This is a genomic window from Paraburkholderia sp. BR14374 (genome assembly GCF_040948685.1).
GTDB lineage: Bacteria > Pseudomonadota > Gammaproteobacteria > Burkholderiales > Burkholderiaceae > Paraburkholderia > Paraburkholderia youngii.
The window spans coordinates 1-15196 of record NZ_JBFPKF010000009.1; the positions used below are offsets into that span (position 1 = coordinate 1).

The following is a 15196-nucleotide window of genomic DNA, read 5'->3' on the forward strand; positions in this document are numbered from 1 at the left end:
TGGTTTCGCCGAGCGGGCCAGCGCATTGCAATTGCTCGATTGCGTGCCAGGCGCTCATGCGAAGACAGTTGGTGCCGACAAGGCGTATGACACCCGCGACTTCGTGAACGATTGCCGCGCTCGCAACGTGACACCGCATGTCGCGCGCAACGATGAGCGTTGGGGCGGCAGCGCCATCGACGGTCGCACTTCGCGGCATGCGGGCTACCGGACTAGCCAGATCATCCGCAAACGAATCGAAGAGCATTTCGGCTGGGGCAAAACCATCGGGCGGATCCGGCAGACGGTCTATCGCGGCCTCAAGCGCGTCGACCAGCACTTCAAGCTGACGATGGTTGCGAGCAATCTGACCCGCATGGCCCGAATGCCAGGGATGGTGCCGCGAGGAGCGACGCGATGAGCCGTCAAGGCGCGAAGACTGCGCGCCAGACGAGCCGCATGCGTGCGCCTGCCCCGCGCGGATCGCGCGGTGAACCGGTAATTCAGCGGAAAATTGCACGCGCAAGTCTCCTGAACGTAGCTTCGGTCGTCATGACGGGGCGCTTTTCAACAGCCTGCTAGGCGCGATGAGTGGCGACGTGTGCAACCGTCGTCGCTCGAACTAACGGGATTCCGAGTGCAATAGCGCCGCGAATGGCGGATCGCGACTACGAAGGCGACGTGGAAAAACTACACATCTATCTGTTCGGCGCGCACGATGCGCTTCGCCATGAGCAGGCGCTGATCCGGCTCGACAAGGCGGGCTACATGGTCACGCTCGCGCGGCTCGTGGTCGAGGATCTGCCGACCTACACACAGGGACGCGAACGCCCCGAACTGCAGAGTCTGATCCGGCGCCTCGCGCCGCGCGATACGCTCGTCGTGCTCGAGCTGGCCGCGCTCGGCTGCAATGCGCGCGACATTCTCGCCACCGTGATGCAGTGCCGGAAGGCCGGCGTGGCGCTGCGTTGCGTCGAAGTCGGCCATACCGATCTGGCCGGACGTCCCGAGCCTTCGGCGGTGAAGGCGCTGCGCGCGCTAGTGCGGCTCGATGCCGCGTGCCGCAGCCTGCGTAGCCGCGATAGTCTCGCGGCCGTTCGCGCAAGCGGCAAACACACGGGCAGGCCGCCATCGCTGTCCGAGCAACAGCGCCAACGCGTGCTGCAATCCCTCGGCAGAGGACAGTCGGTCAGCGAAGTCGCGCGACGCTTCGGCACTTCGCGCCAGACCGTGATGCGCATTCGCGCGGACACGCCAGCCATGTAGAAAATACCTGCCGATTCCTTTCCTATCGTTTTTACCGCATCGCCGTTCGGGCATCCCGCACGGCGCATTTTGCACGACCGACCGTGTGGAAAGCGCCACATTGCCCAAACGTGCGTCCACATGCCCCTGTCCGTAACAGTTCAGTTACGGACAGGGGCATGTGCTTTGCTTTGAAAGTTCACACGTCTAACCTCAACCTACACACCATTATCAAACCTTGCGATCCGAACCCGAGGCGCGGCGCGATGCCGTATGAAAGCCATGCACGTGAAACGTCTGACTGTTTATGCAAGCCCGGGATCACTCCGAGTCGTCGCAGTCTGGAAGAGCCTGATCGAACATCATGCGCACGTGTGCGGCTGGTCCGCGCACGTGAACACCGCGGGCGGACGCGAGTCGCTGAGCGTCGATCTGGTCGATTGCCCGGCCGAACACCTCGCGATCATCTCGGCCGCGTTGAGCGCGGGGCCGATGACGGTGCTGACGAGCGACGCGGAGTCCACCCTCCGTTCCTCATGAACCCAATGCCATAGCCCGCACGCCCTTCGCGGTATGGCTTTTGAGCGGCCTCCGTGGCACTGCTCCCCGAGCGACCTTCGCGGTCGCTTCTTTTTTAATGCGCGTCACGAGACTCGTTCCCCCACCTGCTGCGGCGGCATCGGCCGACTCGCCTCGATGCGCGCGCGGAAATAATGCGCGGTGCGCAGCAGCCCTTCATCGAGCGACATGCCAGGCTGCCAGCCGAGCAGTTTGATGGCCAGCGAGATGTCCGGCTGCCGGTGCCACGGGTCGTCGGCCGGCAGCGGCTGCGTTTCGAGCGGCGAAGCGGAGCCGGTCACCGCGACGATGCGCTGCGCGATCTCGCGCATCGACACTTCGTGCGGATTGCCGAGGTTGACCGGGCCGCCCGGATCGTCGGCGCTGTTCATCAGCAGGATGAAGGCATCGATCATGTCGTCGACATAGCAGAACGAACGCGTCTGCGTACCGTCGCCATAGACGGTCAGCGGTTCGCCGCGCAGCGCCTGCATCATGAAGTTCGACACCACGCGGCCGTCGGACGGATGCATGCGCGGGCCGTAGGTGTTGAAGATGCGCGCGATGCGGATCGACAGACCATGCTGGCGGCGATAGTCCATGAATAGCGTTTCCGCGCAGCGCTTGCCTTCGTCGTAGCACGAGCGCGGACCGATCGGATTCACGTGACCCCAGTAGTTTTCCTTCTGCGGATGCACGAGCGCGTCGCCATACACTTCGCTCGTCGATGCCTGGAAAATTCGCGCTTTCACGCGCTTGGCCAGCCCGAGCATATTGATCGCGCCATGCACGCTGGTTTTCGTGGTCTGCACCGGATCGTACTGGTAGTGAATCGGCGACGCGGGGCACGCGAGGTTATAGATTTCATCGACTTCCACATACAGCGGGAACGTCACGTCGTGACGCATCAGCTCGAAGTTCGCACAATCGAGCAGATGCGCGATGTTGTCCTTCGTGCCGGTGTAGAAGTTATCGACGCACAGCACGTCGTGGCCCTGCGCGACGAGCCGTTCGCACAGATGCGAGCCGAGAAAGCCGGCGCCGCCGGTAACCAGAATGCGCTTGCGGGTGAGTTCTTTCATGGTGCGTGATCCTGTGATTGGAGCGCATGGGCGTTGAAAAGCGGCGTGGCGTCACGCGGTGACGTGCAGCAGCGCGTCGTGCCAGTCCTGCGCGAAACGGTCGATATGAAAGCGCTCCAGCGCCGTGCGCCGCGCGCCCTCGCCGAGCCGCCGAGCTTCGTCTGGATCGCGCAGCAGCCCGAGCATCGCGTCGACGAGCGCGTCGACGTCGGTATGCACGAAGCCGTTTTCGCCGTTACGGATCACTGTCGCGAGCTCGGTGGTCGCGAGACCGACGATCGGCATGCCGATCGTCATCGCCTCGACGATCGCGAGGCCGAGGCTGGTCCAGCGGATTGGATTGAAAAAGAAGCGGTAGCGCGCGCTGAACGCGGCCAGATCGAGATTGCCGATTTCGCCGATACCGCCGAGCCGCTGCGCGTCCATGCCCACGAGATCGAGCGGCACGCGCGTGCGCGTTTCGCTGAAGATGTCCGCGCCGAGCCGCCGGCCGCGCTGCGCGAGATGATTGACTACCACGATGCCGCGCTGCAGTTCGCCGCTGTAACGCACGCCGTCGGGTACCACGACGCCGTGTTCGATCACGCGTGTCGGTGTGACGCCGCTGTCCCACATCAGCCGGTTGAAGTGCGTGACGTGCACCAGCAGCGTGCCGGGATCGTCGACCCAATGCCATTGCTCGAACGCGTTTTCCTGCGGCGGATCGTGCTCGACGTAGACACGCGGCAGAAGCCGCTGCGCGCTGCTCAGCACGTGCTCGCGGTCGTATTCCCAGTGCGTGCGATGCTGGTACAGCACCACGTCGAACTCGTGATTGGCGACGTCGTCGATCGCGATCTCGTGCACGTTCTCGCCCCACGGCAACACGCCGACCTTGCCGGCGTAACCGGGCGGATGTCCCGGTTTCGTCACCAGATAGAAATCGTGCGGCGTCTGGCTCAAGTAGTACATGTAGTTGCCGTGCACGTGCCAGGTCAGCACACGCAGTCGGCGGCAATTACGCAGCATGGTGCAGATCCTCGAAAAACGGTGAAACGGTTCCGTCATGCAGGCTACCGGGCGCGCCAGCTTGCGCGCCAGGTGCGCGCGCAAGCTGCTCGCGGGCGGTCTCGACCACCTCATCGACGCCGATGTTCAGCGCGCATGGATGGCCATACGGGCAGTCGCGGAACATGCACGGCCGGCATGCCGGGTAGTCGGCCAGCACGCGGTGCCGCGCATGATCGAGCGGCGCCCAGCGCCGCGTGTCGCTGCCGCACGCGATCACGACCGACGCGGTCGCCATCGCCGCGGCGATGTGCGAGATGCCGGTGTCGTTGCAAACCACGAGCCGCGCATGCGCCGCCAGTGCCGCGAGCCCGCCGAGCGACGTTGCGCCGGCCAGATGCAGCGCGGGCGCGCTCATCGCGCCGAGCACCGCGCAGGTCAGCGGCGCCTCGGCGGCCGTGCCGGTGATCGCGATCTGCCAGCCGTCGGCGGCGAGGTGGTCGGCGACGGCCGCGAAGCGCTCGGTGGGCCAGCGGCGCGACGGCAATTGCGAGCCGGGGTGGATCAGCACGAGCCGCTCGTCTTCGATGCCGTGATACGCGCGCAGCGCGGCAAACTCATCGAGATCGGGCCCGGTGAGCGGGAACGTCAGGCGCCGGTCGTGTACCGGCGCACCGAGTGTGCTCATCAGCGCGAGATAGCGCTCTGGCTCGGGCAGCGCATCCGGCCAATCGATGAAGCAGCCTTCGCGCGTGACCTCATCGGGCTGCACGAAGCCGGCATCGGCACGCGCGCCGAGTCGATGCAGCAGATCGTTGGCGACGCCGCCGCTGCCGTGCAGCTGGATCGCCAGATCGAAACGCCGGCCGCGCATCCGCGCGAAGAACGCGGGCAAGCCATCGTCCGTTTCGGGCTGCTCCGGAAAACCGACGGCGCCCGGAAACACGATCAGCTCGTCGACGAGCGCCGCATAGCGCTCGACGAACGCGCGCGCCCACGGCAGTCCGATCAGCGCGATATGCGCATCGGGGGCGGCGGCGCGCAGCGCGCGCAGCGCGGGTACCGCGCACAGCATGTCGCCGAGCTGCAGCGCGCGAAACACGACGATACGGCGCGGCGCGAGCGCCGCCAGCAGCGAGGGTACGGTCATGGAAAGAACACCTTGAAACGGATGGCGCCATAGAGCCGCCAGTAGATCGACAGGAACGGAATCAGAATGGACGTCCAGATCATTTCGGCGACGTGGCGCCAGCCGTGATTGCGCCCGCGCAGCCGACGCGCGCAGAAATAGCCGGTCAACCAGCACCACGCGATAACACCCGCGCCCGCGAGAATCGGCAGATCCGCGAACCCACCGCCGATCGCGAGCAACGCGGCAGCGAGAATCGCGTAGTACAGGAGCGGCGGCCGCGAGCCGATGCGCGTTCGAAACAGTTCGGGATGCTTGCGGTAAAGCAGCGCATCGAATTGGCTCTTTTTCTGCTGCGCGATGCTGACGCCCCAACGCGCGGGCCGCACCGGATGCACGACCACCGCGTCGCGGGCCTGCACGATCTGGCCGCCGGCGGTAAGCAGCGTGAACTGCAGGTCCGAATCCTCGCGCCACGCCGACGTGAAACGTTCGTCGAAGCCGCCGGTCGCGACGAGCGCCGCGCGCGTCACGAACACGTTCGCGGTCGCGAACTCGGCGCGGGCGAGGCCGCTCGCGTCCGCTTCGTAATCGGTCGGCAGCGCGGGTAGCTCGGGCAGCGGCACGACGATCCTGCCGGCGGCCGCCGTGGCGCCGGAAGCGAGCGCCGCGACGCCGGCCGTCAGCCAGTGCGGATCGGGCAGCGTGTCGTCGTCGGTGAAGGCGATCAGCGACGCGCGCGCATACTGCCAGCCCGCGTTGCGCGCGCCGGCCGGACCCTGGGTGCGCGTGACCGGCAGGTAGTGCACCTCCAATCCGCGCGGCGCCTGCTCGCGCGCGAACCGTTCGACGCAGGCGCGCGTGGCGTCGTCTGGACCGTCGTCGCAGACCACGATCTCGTAGCGATGCGGCGCGAACTGCTGCGCGCACAGCGCGTCGAGGCAGTTCGCGAGCATCTGGGGACGGCGATAGGTGGGCACGACCACCGACACGTCGGGCCACGAGGGCGTGCGCAGCGTGCGGCCGGTTTCCTCGGCATCCTCACTGCTGTAGCGCGCGGCCACGCCGCCATGCAGTGGCGCCGGACACATGACCGACGCGTTCATACGCGGCCCCCCGCCTTATCGACGAGGAAGGGGCCGATCACGAGCGCGTCGAGCGGCGAGGTCCAGAACGACTCGACCGCGTCGCGCGGCGAATTCACCATCGGCTCGCCGCGCGTGTTGAACGACGTATTGACGAGAATCGGCACGCCAGTGCGCTGCTTGAACGCGGCCAGCAGGTCGTAGTACAGCGGGTGCTGCGCGCGGTTGATGGTCTGCACGCGCGCGGTGCCGTCCACATGCCGCACGGCCGGAATGCGCGCGGCCTTGTCGGCGCGCACGTCGAAAATGAACAGCATGAACGGCGCGGTTCGGCCGTTCACGAACCAGTCGTTTGCTTCCTCTTCGATCACGACCGGCGCGACCGGGCGGAAGTCTTCGCGATCCTTGATCTCGTTGAGCTTCGCCTGCATGTGCGGATCGATCGGCGACGCGAGGATCGAGCGCGCTCCGAGCGCGCGCGGCCCGAATTCGGTGCGGCCCTGATACCAGCCGATCACTTTGCCTTGCGCGAGCAGATCGGCGCTCTCACCGGCGATATCGTCGAGGCGCCGGTACGGCACTTTCGACCAGCGCAGAAACTGCTCGATTTCCGCTTCGCTGTATTCCGGGCCGAGGTACGCGTGGTCCATTTTCCAGCGACGCTCGCGGTCGCCGCGCGCCGCGCGCTCGCGATAGTCGGTCCACAGCGCCGCGCCGAGCGCGGTGCCGGCGTCGCCGGCCGCCGGCTGCACCCACACTTGGCTGAACGGCCCCGCGTCGCGTACCTTCGAGTTCATCACGCAGTTCAGCGCGACGCCGCCCGCCATGCACAGCCGGCTCAAGCCGGTCTGCCGATGCAGCCAGTGCGCGAGTTCCAGCACGGTCTCCTCGAGCACGCGCTGCAACGAATTGGCGATATCGAAGTGGCGTTGCCCGAGCGGACCGCCGCGTTCGCGCGCGGGACCGAAGCGCTCGGTCAGACGCGGCGCATCGACGGTATAGCTGCCGTCCTGGCGGTACTTGACGATCTCGCGAAACACGTCGACATAGGCCGGCTTGCCGTACGACGCGAGCGCCATCACTTTGTACTCGTCCGACGAGTGGAGGAAGCCGAGCCAGTCGGTCACCGCTTCGTACAGCAAGCCGAGCGAGTGCGGCAACTCGACCTGTTTCAGGCGCGTGTACTCGCCGCCGACGAATTGCCCCATGCTGGTCGTCACGCCTTCGCCGCGGCCGTCCATCGTCAGCACGGCAGTGTCGTCGAACGGCGCGGCCAGAAACGCGCTCGCCTCGTGCGCAAGATGGTGCTCCACGAAGTGCCATGCGAAGCCGTGCTCGCGATCCACGCCCTGAAACCGCTTGCGCAAATGATGCGGCGCGCCGTCGAGCAACTGGCCCTTCGCGTTCGCGATATAGCTGAGAAACAGCGGGTCCCACGGCGACGCGGACGGGTTGTCCGGACGCGTGCCGGCCGGATCGAACGGCAACTCGATCGTCGCGCCCGGCTTCTTCGGCATGCCGCCGAACAGCGCGGGGTCGTACGAGTAAGCGACGTGATCGATGTCGGCGAGCGTGATGCCGGCGGCTTTCAGGCAGTAGTCGATCGCGTCGAACGGCAGCTGCCAGGTCGAGAACGGGACCGGACGTTTCGCGTGCTTGACGTGCGTGAAGCGTTCGTCTTCGGCGGCGGCGAGCACTACGCCGTCACGCAGCAGCGCGGCCGCGCTGTCGTGATAGACCGCATTGATTCCGAGGGTGTACATGGCGTTAGCAGTGGCAGTGGGTTCAGGGGATGGTTGGCTGATCCGCCAGCGTCGGCGTGTTCGTGTCATCGCTGCGGCCCGCGCGCTCGGCTGCGCAACGCCGCGGGGCATGCGCATGCGCGTGCCGCAATTCGAGTGCCGCGTGCACGACTTCTTCGATCGGAACACCGAGCAGGCAAGCGTGATGCCCGTGCGGACACACGCTGCGATAGCACCAGCGGCATTCGACGTCGCGGTACAGCACGCGTTGCGGCGTTTGCCACGGCGTGTGCTGCGGGTTGGTCAGCGCGTAAAGATCGACGACCGGCGTGCCGAGCGCGGACGCGACATGCACGGGGCCGCTGTTGTTGGAGACGAGCACGCTTGCGCGTTCGAGCAGCGCGGCGAGCTCGGCGAGCGTCAGTGCACCGCTCAGGTCGAACAACTGCGCGCAAACGCCTGGCGCAGCGGCGCGCATCACGGCCTCGACGAGCGCTCGCTCGCTCGCGCCGCCGGTCAACAGCACGGCGGCGCCGGTTTCGCGCGCGAGCCGTGTCGCGACTTCGCCGAAGCGCTCGGGCGGATAGCGGCGCGACGCGGCGGTCGCGCCTGGATGCAGCACGATGCACTCGTCGTGGCGGGAGATGCCGAGGGTCCTCAGTTTCGAATCGAGCGACCGGCGCGCGGCGGGCGGCACGCGAAAACGCATGGCGGTGTCGCTCGACTGGGCGCCGACGTGGCGCACCAGATCGAGCTGGCGTTGCACCTCGTGCCGCGTGCGCTGCTGCGGCTCCGGTTCGCGCAGCCAGTCGGTCAACAGCGCGTACGGATTCTCGCGGCAATGCGCGAGGCGGCGCGGAATCCCCGCGAGATAGCACAGCATCGCGGCCGGCAACGGGCTCTGGCTGTACACGGTGAAAATCACCGCCGCGTCGAAGCAGCCGCGCTTCAGCCGCTGCTGCATCCGATGATCGTCGAGCAGGTCGCGCGTCACGTTCGACGCGGGCGCGACCCACGGCGCGTCGTATTCGATCACGTCGTCGACGTCGTCGAGAAACGGCGCGAGCGCGACGCCGCTGCGCGACGCGAGCAGCGTGAGATGGCGATCTTCGGCGGACTCGCGCAGCGCGTGCAGCGCGGGCGTCGTCATCAGCACGTCACCGAGATTGTCGAGGCGCACGCACAGAATCCGTTTGACGTCGTCGCCCCAGCACACCGGCTGCGACGTATCGGGCACGCGCGCATGAGCGAGCGTGGGCGGCGCAAGTGGCAGAGGTGCGTTCACCGCGGCGCCTCCTTGCGGCGTGCCGCGCTGCCCGGCGGCACGCCGTTCAACACGACGCGTTGCGCGGCCTCGTGCAGATCGGCCGCGCGCGCATTCGGCGTGCGCTGCGGGCCGGTCCGCCATTCGGTCTCGTGGCCGTTGTCGAGCAGGATCGTGCGACAGCCGGCGCGATTGCCTGCTTCGACGTCGTCGAGAATGTCGCCGAGGAACCAGCTATGCGCGAGATCGAGTTCATGCTCTTTGGCTGCGCGCAGCAGCATCCCGGGCGCGGGCTTGCGGCAGTCGCAGACGATCGCGTAGCGCTCGACGCTGCCCTCCGGATGATGCGGACACCAGTACGCGCCGGCGAGCGTGGCGCCGCACTCGGCGAACATCTGCCGCAGCCGGCGTTCGACCGCGAACAGCGCTTTGTCTTCGAACTTGCCAAGCGCGATGCCGGACTGATTGCTGATCAAGAACAGCGCATAAGGGTAGGCGGCGAGCAGCGTGAGGGCCTCGCGCGCACCAGGCGCAAAACGCATCAGCGCGGGATCGGCGTTGTAGGGCACGTCTTCGAGCAGCGTGCCGTCCTTGTCGATGAACACAGCGGGTACCGTCATGATGGTTGGTGGTTTTGCGAGCGTGGGCCGATAGTCGGAAAAAGGCGCGCCGTAGCCGCTGGACCGGCCGCGGCGCGTTCCAATGCGCACGCCGTGCGCGTTCGCGCGGCGTGCGCCGTCGTCAACGGAACGACGCTCCGGCTGCTGCTCGCAGCGGTAGCTGCGCGGGCTCGGAGCCGGTATCGAGCGATGTTTTGCTCGGCGCGAGCTTTGCCGCGCGAGCATAGATTTGCGCGAGCGCTTCGCTGACGCCGCGCCAGGTAAAGCTGGTCCGCGCCCGCTCGAGGCCCGCTTCGCCCATCCGGCGCGCGAGCGCGGGGTCGCGCCGCAAGCGGTCGAGACGCGCGGCGAGCGCGTGCGGATCGCGCGGCGGCACCAGAAAGCCGGTCACGCCATCGAGAACCGAATAGCGAATGCCGCCGACATCGGCGCCGATCACCGGCGTCGCGCAGGCCATCGCCTCCACCGGCGTGATGCCGAACGGCTCGTACCAGGGCGTCGTCACGAACACGTCGGCGGCGCTGTAGAAGTAGCGCAGCCGCGCGCGACCACGCCGGCCGACGAAGCTCGTCTCGTCCGCGACGCCACATTCGCGTGCGATCTGGCGCAGGCGCGCGATCTCCGGTGTCGCGATTTCGTTGGGCGCGTCCGAATTGCCACCGACCACGTACAGCCGCGCTGCCGCGTTGAAGGTGTGCTTCAGCACGCCGACGCCGCGTACCACGTTGTCGATGCCTTTGCGTTGCACGAGCCGGCCTAGCTGCAGCACGATGAAGTCGTGCGGGCTCCAGCCGAGCGCATTGCGGGCGGCTTCGCGCTCGACGGGCCGGAACTCCTCGTCATCGAAACCGCACGGCACGATCCGGATGCGCGCGGGATCGGCGCGATAGTGTTCGAGCAGATCGGCCTGGTCCTGCGGACATTCGGCCACGACGACGTCCGAGCGTGCGACCAGTTCGTCTTCGATCGCGAAGCGCTCGTCGGGGAAGCCGTCGTCCGCGCCTTGATGGATGCGCCGCACGCGGCCGAGCGCATGAAAGGTCGTGACCAGCGGCACACCGAGCGCAGCCTTTACCTTCAACGCGGCGAGGCCCGACATGAAGAAGTTCGCGTGCATTACGTCGTACGGCTGAGGTTCACGCCGAAAGAACCCGACCAGAAACGCGGCGAACTCGTCCATGAACGGCAGCAATTGTTCCTTCGGCAATTGTCGCGGCGGTCCGGCAGGCACATGAATCACGCGCACGCCGTCCATGTCGACGCGCTCGGGCAGCAGTGCGCGATCGCGGCGCGTGAACACATCGACCTGATGGCCCATTTCCACCAGTTGACGCGCGACGTTCGCGACGTAGATATTCTGGCCGCCGCTATCGACGCCGCCGGCGACAGCAAGTGGCGACGCATGTTCACTGATCAGGGCGATCTTCATTTGCACTCCTTCCCGAGTTGCGCGTTCTTCGATATTGAGGAATCGTTTCCCCGCCCCGAGCATTCGCTGTGCCATTCGGTTCTTGCGGTGCCGAGAAACGACGGCGGACGTTGGCCCGCGCGGACGAAGCGCTGTGGCGTGCCCTTTTTCGTGCCGAGGGAGAAACGCTGTGGCGTTCCCTTTTTCTACATACGATCGTGTAACTTCGCACCGCTGATGGCGCGCCGGTACTAGGATGGGCGCAGCATCGCGCGCATTGAACAGGTAAGAGGTGCACGCCCAGAGCGCTGTACGCCGGTCATTTTTCGCTCGCTGCCGGGCGCGCGACTTGCTCCCCGTCCCATTTGTGCGACGTTTTATCCGGGCGCGCCCCGACCAGGATCCCATGCCGAATTCCGCCCCGCCGCCTCGCTCCGAACTGACGCGCCGAATCGTCGGCGATCTCGCGCATGCGGTATGGCGTTATCGCTGGCAGACCAGCGGGGCGCTCGCGCTGATGATCACGGCCCGGCTCGCGACCGTGCTGATGCCGCTCACGCTGAAGCACATCGTCGATGAGCTCGGCCATCCGCTCGCGCATGTGGCGTTTCCGGTGTTTCTCGTGCTCGCCTATGCGCTGCTGCGCTTTCTCGGCGACGCGCTGAACGAGGCGCGCGACGTCGTGTTCAGCATCGTCGTCCAGCGCACGGTCGCGGCGCTGACGGAGCGGACCTTCGCGCATCTGCACCGGTTGAGCGCGCGTTTTCATGCGCGGCGCGAGACTGGCGCGATCGTGCGCGACGTGCAGAAAGGCGCTGACGGTATCGGCTTTTTGCTCGGCACCGCGCTGTTTACGATCGTGCCGACCTTTTTCGAGATCGCGGTGATCGTCGCGATCATGGTGCACGCCTATGCGCGCGAGTTCATGTACGTGATCGTCGCGACCTTCGTGTTGTATGCGGGTTATACGTTCGTGTTCACGCGGCGGCGCGTCGCGTTCCAGCGCGCGGTCAATCTGCTCGAAGCGCAATCGGATGGACGGCTCGTCGATAGTCTGCTGAACTACGACACGGTCAAGTACTTCGCGACCGAAGACAGTGAGACTCAACGGCTCGGCGACGTGCTGGAAAAGTGGGTCCACGCGCGCATCGCGAACCAGAACGCATTGACCGCGTTGCACGTCGGACAGAGCGCGGTGATCGCGCTCGGGGTGGCGGGGGTCATGCTGCTCGCCGCGCAGCACGTGGTGGCCGGCAGCATGAGCGTCGGCGATCTGATCCTGGTCAATGCCTACCTGATTCAGGTCTGCATGCCGTTGAACACGCTCGGCTTCGTGTTTCGCGAGACCAACGACGCGCTCGTCAACGTCGAGCGCATGTTCGTGATTCTGGCCGCGCGCGGCCGCGTCGGCGAGGATATCGATGCACGCGACGCCCAGCCGCTGAAGGTCGGCGCGGGGCTGATCGAGTTCGAGCACGTCGATTTTGGCTACGACACCGCGCGTAAGGTGCTGCGCGATGTCGACTTCCATGCGTATCCGGGCAAGACGCTCGCGGTGGTCGGCGGCAGCGGCTCGGGCAAATCGACGCTCGTCAAGCTGCTGTTCCGGCTGTACCGGCCCGAGCGCGGCATGATCCGCATCGACGGGCAAGACATCAGCCAGGTCACGCAGCGCAGTCTGCGCGAGGCGATCGGCATCGTGCCGCAGGACACCGTGCTGTTCAATGACACGATCGCCTACAACATTGCGTATGGACGTCCGTCGGCGACCCGTGCGGACGTGGTGCGCGCCGCGCGTGCCGCGCAGCTCGACGAATTCATCGAGCGCTTGCCCGATCACTACGACACGCGCGTTGGCGAGCGCGGCGTGCGGCTGTCGGGCGGCGAGCGCCAGCGCATCGCAATCGCGCGCGCAATCCTGAAGGACCCGCGCATCATCGTGTTCGACGAAGCGACCTCGGCGCTCGACACGCGCTCCGAGCGCGCGATCCAGACCGAGCTGACGCGTCTTGCGCAAGGCCGCACGTCGATCGTGATCGCGCATCGGCTGTCTACCGTCGTCGACGCGGACTGGATTCTGGTGATGGACCACGGCCAGGTGGTCGAGCAGGGCACGCATCGGGAACTGCTCGCGCGCGACGCTGTGTACGCGAAGATGTGGTCGCTGCAATGGCAGCAGGGCGAACTCGAACACGCGCAGCGCCGGCTGACTGCTCGGTCGGTCAGCGTCAGCGCATTGACGGCGGGTGTGATCGATGCGTTGCACGACGAGATCGCCGGGCAGCGCGTGGTCGTCTACGCGGAGCCGACCGACAACGAACTGCGCGTGACCGGCGACCCGAGCGTGCTGCAGCCGCTGATCGCCGAGTTGTGCCGCAACGAGATCGCGCAGGCGAGCCCGGGGCAGCGCATCGCACTGCGCGCGGAGCGCCACGGCAATCACGTATGGTTCAGCGTGCTCGGCATGGGCGACAAGCCGGCCGAGCTATCGCAGGCAATGGCGCGGCAGATGGAAAGCGCGCTGGCGGCCGCGGGCGGCAGCTTCACACTGACCCCGCTGAACGGGCGGCTCGCATATGTCGCGATGCTGCCGTTGCGGCCGGTCGCGGATGCGCAACCGCCAGAGTCCACCGCACCGGATTCGGCCGGGCCCGCTTCGCTCGACGGCCTCTTCGTGCTCGCGATCGACGATCAGGAAGAAGCACGTGACGCGCTCGAAGCGGTGCTGAGCACGAGCGGCGCACGCGTGCGTCTGTTCGCATCCGGCCGCGAAGCGCTGGATTGGCTGTGCGCGACGGACCCGGCGCAATGGCCGCACGTGCTGCTCTGCGATCTGATGCTGGCCGGCGAAGATGGCTACGACGTGCTGCGCCGCTTGCGCGAACTGGAAGGCGAGCGGCCGTCCTTACCGGACATGCCACTGCCCGCGATAGCGTTGACCGGCTACACGGACGCATTCGACGAACAGCACGCGCGCGGCGCGGTGTTCGACGCGCATTTGAACAAGCCCGTGCAGCCTGAAGAACTGATCGCCGCGATCCGTCGGCTCGCGCCTGCGCCGTCGAGCGCGGACTCGACGTTGCCAGGATAAGGAAAGCGCGTGATTCAGGTCTCAGGTCGGCGCGTCGAATTTCCCGCCCACGGACGTCGTTGCGCACGCGTCGGGATTGCGCTCGGCCGCGCGCACGCGGTCGCGCATCGCGAGGATCGAGGGCGGGACCACCCGGCGTTCTCGCACGGTCCACGCAAGCCCAGCCAGCAATTGGATGCCGTCGCGCACCAGCGTGCCTTCCCGCGCGAACACGTCGAGGGCGCGCAGCGTCGCGCTCAACGCTTCGCCCAGCGGCAGACGCAGCCATGCCACCCACGCGGCGTTGCGCGCGAGCATGCGTCGCCGCAACGCGCTGTCACGCACCGGCGACGGACGATGCTGGAGCGTCAACTGCTCGCAGTAGGCGATCGCCTGTCCCGAGGCGAGCACGTCGAGGGAAACGAGTGTTTCCTCGCCGCCGATGAAAAGGCGCGGCTCATAGCCGCCGACCTCGCGAAACAGCGCGGTACGAAACACGCACGCGCCCGCCATATAGCCGATCAAAGCGGGCCCGGGCAGGCCGACACGTCCCAGCGGGCTTGCCCGCATCAACGCACAGGTTGGGTCCGTCGCGTGGTCCGCGCCGACGGCCACGCGCGCATTCAGCACGCCGACGCGTGGCCATGCGTCGAGCAATTGCACCGCCCGTTCGAGCGAGCCGGGCTCCCACCACGTGTCGTCATCGCAGAACGCTACATAGTCGGTCTCGACGCACGCGACCGCGTGGTTGCGGCCCGCCGCGCCGAGATTGCCGTTGCATTCGACGACGCGAACGCTCGGATAGCGCGCTTTGACGAGTGCGACCGTGTTGTCGGTAGAGCCGTTGTCGGCCACAATGATTGGCGGGTTTTCGGGTAACGCGAGCAGACGTTCCAGGGTGGTGAGCAATTCGCCCGCACGGTTATGCGTCAGAACGACGACCGAAATGCGCGGGTGGGCGGCTATTGTTCGCATGCTAAGCGATCGCTTCGACGGTTGGACAGCGATGGCGTAGCAAACCCCGTGC

General features: G+C 66.7%; 13 protein-coding genes. 4 read left to right on the plus strand and 9 right to left on the minus strand.

Features of this window, described 5'->3' with window-relative positions:
• From AB3X86_RS21405 to AB3X86_RS21415, 3 genes are all read left to right on the plus strand, one after another.
• On the plus strand, nucleotides 1–400 hold a 400-nt coding region (locus AB3X86_RS21405; RefSeq protein WP_368597538.1), incomplete at its 5' end, for a transposase.
• Nucleotides 401–660: 260 nt separating this feature from the next.
• On the plus strand, nucleotides 661–1245 hold the full coding sequence (locus tag AB3X86_RS21410) for a recombinase family protein (protein WP_368597539.1): 585 nt from the start codon (nucleotides 661–663) through the stop codon (nucleotides 1243–1245).
• A gap of 252 nt (nucleotides 1246–1497) precedes the next feature.
• The gene (locus tag AB3X86_RS21415) at nucleotides 1498–1764 is read left to right on the plus strand and encodes a hypothetical protein (RefSeq protein WP_368597540.1); all 267 of its coding nucleotides are present in this window, start codon (nucleotides 1498–1500) and stop codon (nucleotides 1762–1764) included.
• Between the two features lie 104 nt (nucleotides 1765–1868).
• Here AB3X86_RS21415 and AB3X86_RS21420 read toward each other — a convergent pair whose 3' ends face one another.
• From AB3X86_RS21420 to AB3X86_RS21455, 8 genes are all read right to left on the minus strand, one after another.
• Nucleotides 1869–2864, minus strand: coding sequence for a UDP-glucuronic acid decarboxylase family protein (locus AB3X86_RS21420; protein WP_176123652.1), 996 nt, complete (start codon nucleotides 2862–2864; stop codon nucleotides 1869–1871).
• Between the two features lie 51 nt (nucleotides 2865–2915).
• Nucleotides 2916–3872 carry a glycosyltransferase family 4 protein gene (locus AB3X86_RS21425; RefSeq protein WP_368597541.1) on the minus strand — a complete coding sequence of 319 codons (957 nt, stop codon included), beginning with the start codon at nucleotides 3870–3872 and terminating at the stop codon, nucleotides 2916–2918.
• Nucleotides 3862–5001: a glycosyltransferase family 9 protein gene (locus tag AB3X86_RS21430; RefSeq protein WP_368597542.1), complete on the minus strand. Its 1140-nt coding sequence runs from the start codon at nucleotides 4999–5001 to the stop codon at nucleotides 3862–3864. Before AB3X86_RS21430 ends, AB3X86_RS21425 begins: the two co-directional genes overlap by 11 nt.
• Nucleotides 4998–6086, minus strand: coding sequence for a glycosyltransferase family 2 protein (locus AB3X86_RS21435; protein ID WP_368597543.1), 1089 nt, complete (start codon nucleotides 6084–6086; stop codon nucleotides 4998–5000). Before AB3X86_RS21435 ends, AB3X86_RS21430 begins: the two co-directional genes overlap by 4 nt.
• The gene (locus AB3X86_RS21440) at nucleotides 6083–7828 is read right to left on the minus strand and encodes a carbamoyltransferase (protein WP_368597544.1); all 1746 of its coding nucleotides are present in this window, start codon (nucleotides 7826–7828) and stop codon (nucleotides 6083–6085) included. Before AB3X86_RS21440 ends, AB3X86_RS21435 begins: the two co-directional genes overlap by 4 nt.
• A gap of 22 nt (nucleotides 7829–7850) precedes the next feature.
• On the minus strand, nucleotides 7851–9092 hold the full coding sequence (waaF, locus tag AB3X86_RS21445; protein WP_368597545.1) for a lipopolysaccharide heptosyltransferase II: 1242 nt from the start codon (nucleotides 9090–9092) through the stop codon (nucleotides 7851–7853).
• Entirely contained in the window at nucleotides 9089–9691 is a 603-nt protein-coding gene (locus AB3X86_RS21450) for a D-glycero-alpha-D-manno-heptose-1,7-bisphosphate 7-phosphatase (protein WP_368597546.1), read from the minus strand. Before AB3X86_RS21450 ends, waaF begins: the two co-directional genes overlap by 4 nt.
• Before the next feature lie 121 nt (nucleotides 9692–9812).
• Entirely contained in the window at nucleotides 9813–11120 is a 1308-nt protein-coding gene (locus tag AB3X86_RS21455; RefSeq protein WP_368597547.1) for a glycosyltransferase family 4 protein, read from the minus strand.
• A gap of 385 nt (nucleotides 11121–11505) precedes the next feature.
• Between AB3X86_RS21455 and AB3X86_RS21460 the strand changes: the two genes are divergently transcribed.
• Entirely contained in the window at nucleotides 11506–14190 is a 2685-nt protein-coding gene (locus AB3X86_RS21460) for an ATP-binding cassette domain-containing protein (protein ID WP_368597548.1), read from the plus strand.
• Nucleotides 14191–14211: 21 nt separating this feature from the next.
• Here AB3X86_RS21460 and AB3X86_RS21465 read toward each other — a convergent pair whose 3' ends face one another.
• Complete coding sequence (locus AB3X86_RS21465) at nucleotides 14212–15144, minus strand: glycosyltransferase family 2 protein (RefSeq protein WP_368597549.1); 933 nt, start codon at nucleotides 15142–15144, stop codon at nucleotides 14212–14214.
• Nucleotides 15145–15196 lie beyond the last annotated feature (52 nt).

What these genes read in the sequence shown, in the direction of transcription:
- AB3X86_RS21415 (WP_368597540.1), top strand. Translation starts at nt 1,498, where the DNA reads ATGAAAGCCATGCACGTGAAACGTCTGACTGTTTATGCAAGCCCGGGA.
- AB3X86_RS21420 (WP_176123652.1), bottom strand. Translation starts at nt 2,864, where the DNA reads ATGAAAGAACTCACCCGCAAGCGCATTCTGGTTACCGGCGGCGCCGGC.
- AB3X86_RS21425 (WP_368597541.1), bottom strand. Translation starts at nt 3,872, where the DNA reads ATGCTGCGTAATTGCCGCCGACTGCGTGTGCTGACCTGGCACGTGCAC.
- AB3X86_RS21430 (WP_368597542.1), bottom strand. Translation starts at nt 5,001, where the DNA reads ATGACCGTACCCTCGCTGCTGGCGGCGCTCGCGCCGCGCCGTATCGTC.
- AB3X86_RS21435 (WP_368597543.1), bottom strand. Translation starts at nt 6,086, where the DNA reads ATGAACGCGTCGGTCATGTGTCCGGCGCCACTGCATGGCGGCGTGGCC.
- AB3X86_RS21440 (WP_368597544.1), bottom strand. Translation starts at nt 7,828, where the DNA reads ATGTACACCCTCGGAATCAATGCGGTCTATCACGACAGCGCGGCCGCG.
- AB3X86_RS21450 (WP_368597546.1), bottom strand. Translation starts at nt 9,691, where the DNA reads ATGACGGTACCCGCTGTGTTCATCGACAAGGACGGCACGCTGCTCGAA.
- AB3X86_RS21455 (WP_368597547.1), bottom strand. Translation starts at nt 11,120, where the DNA reads ATGAAGATCGCCCTGATCAGTGAACATGCGTCGCCACTTGCTGTCGCC.
- AB3X86_RS21460 (WP_368597548.1), top strand. Translation starts at nt 11,506, where the DNA reads ATGCCGAATTCCGCCCCGCCGCCTCGCTCCGAACTGACGCGCCGAATC.
- AB3X86_RS21465 (WP_368597549.1), bottom strand. Translation starts at nt 15,144, where the DNA reads ATGCGAACAATAGCCGCCCACCCGCGCATTTCGGTCGTCGTTCTGACG.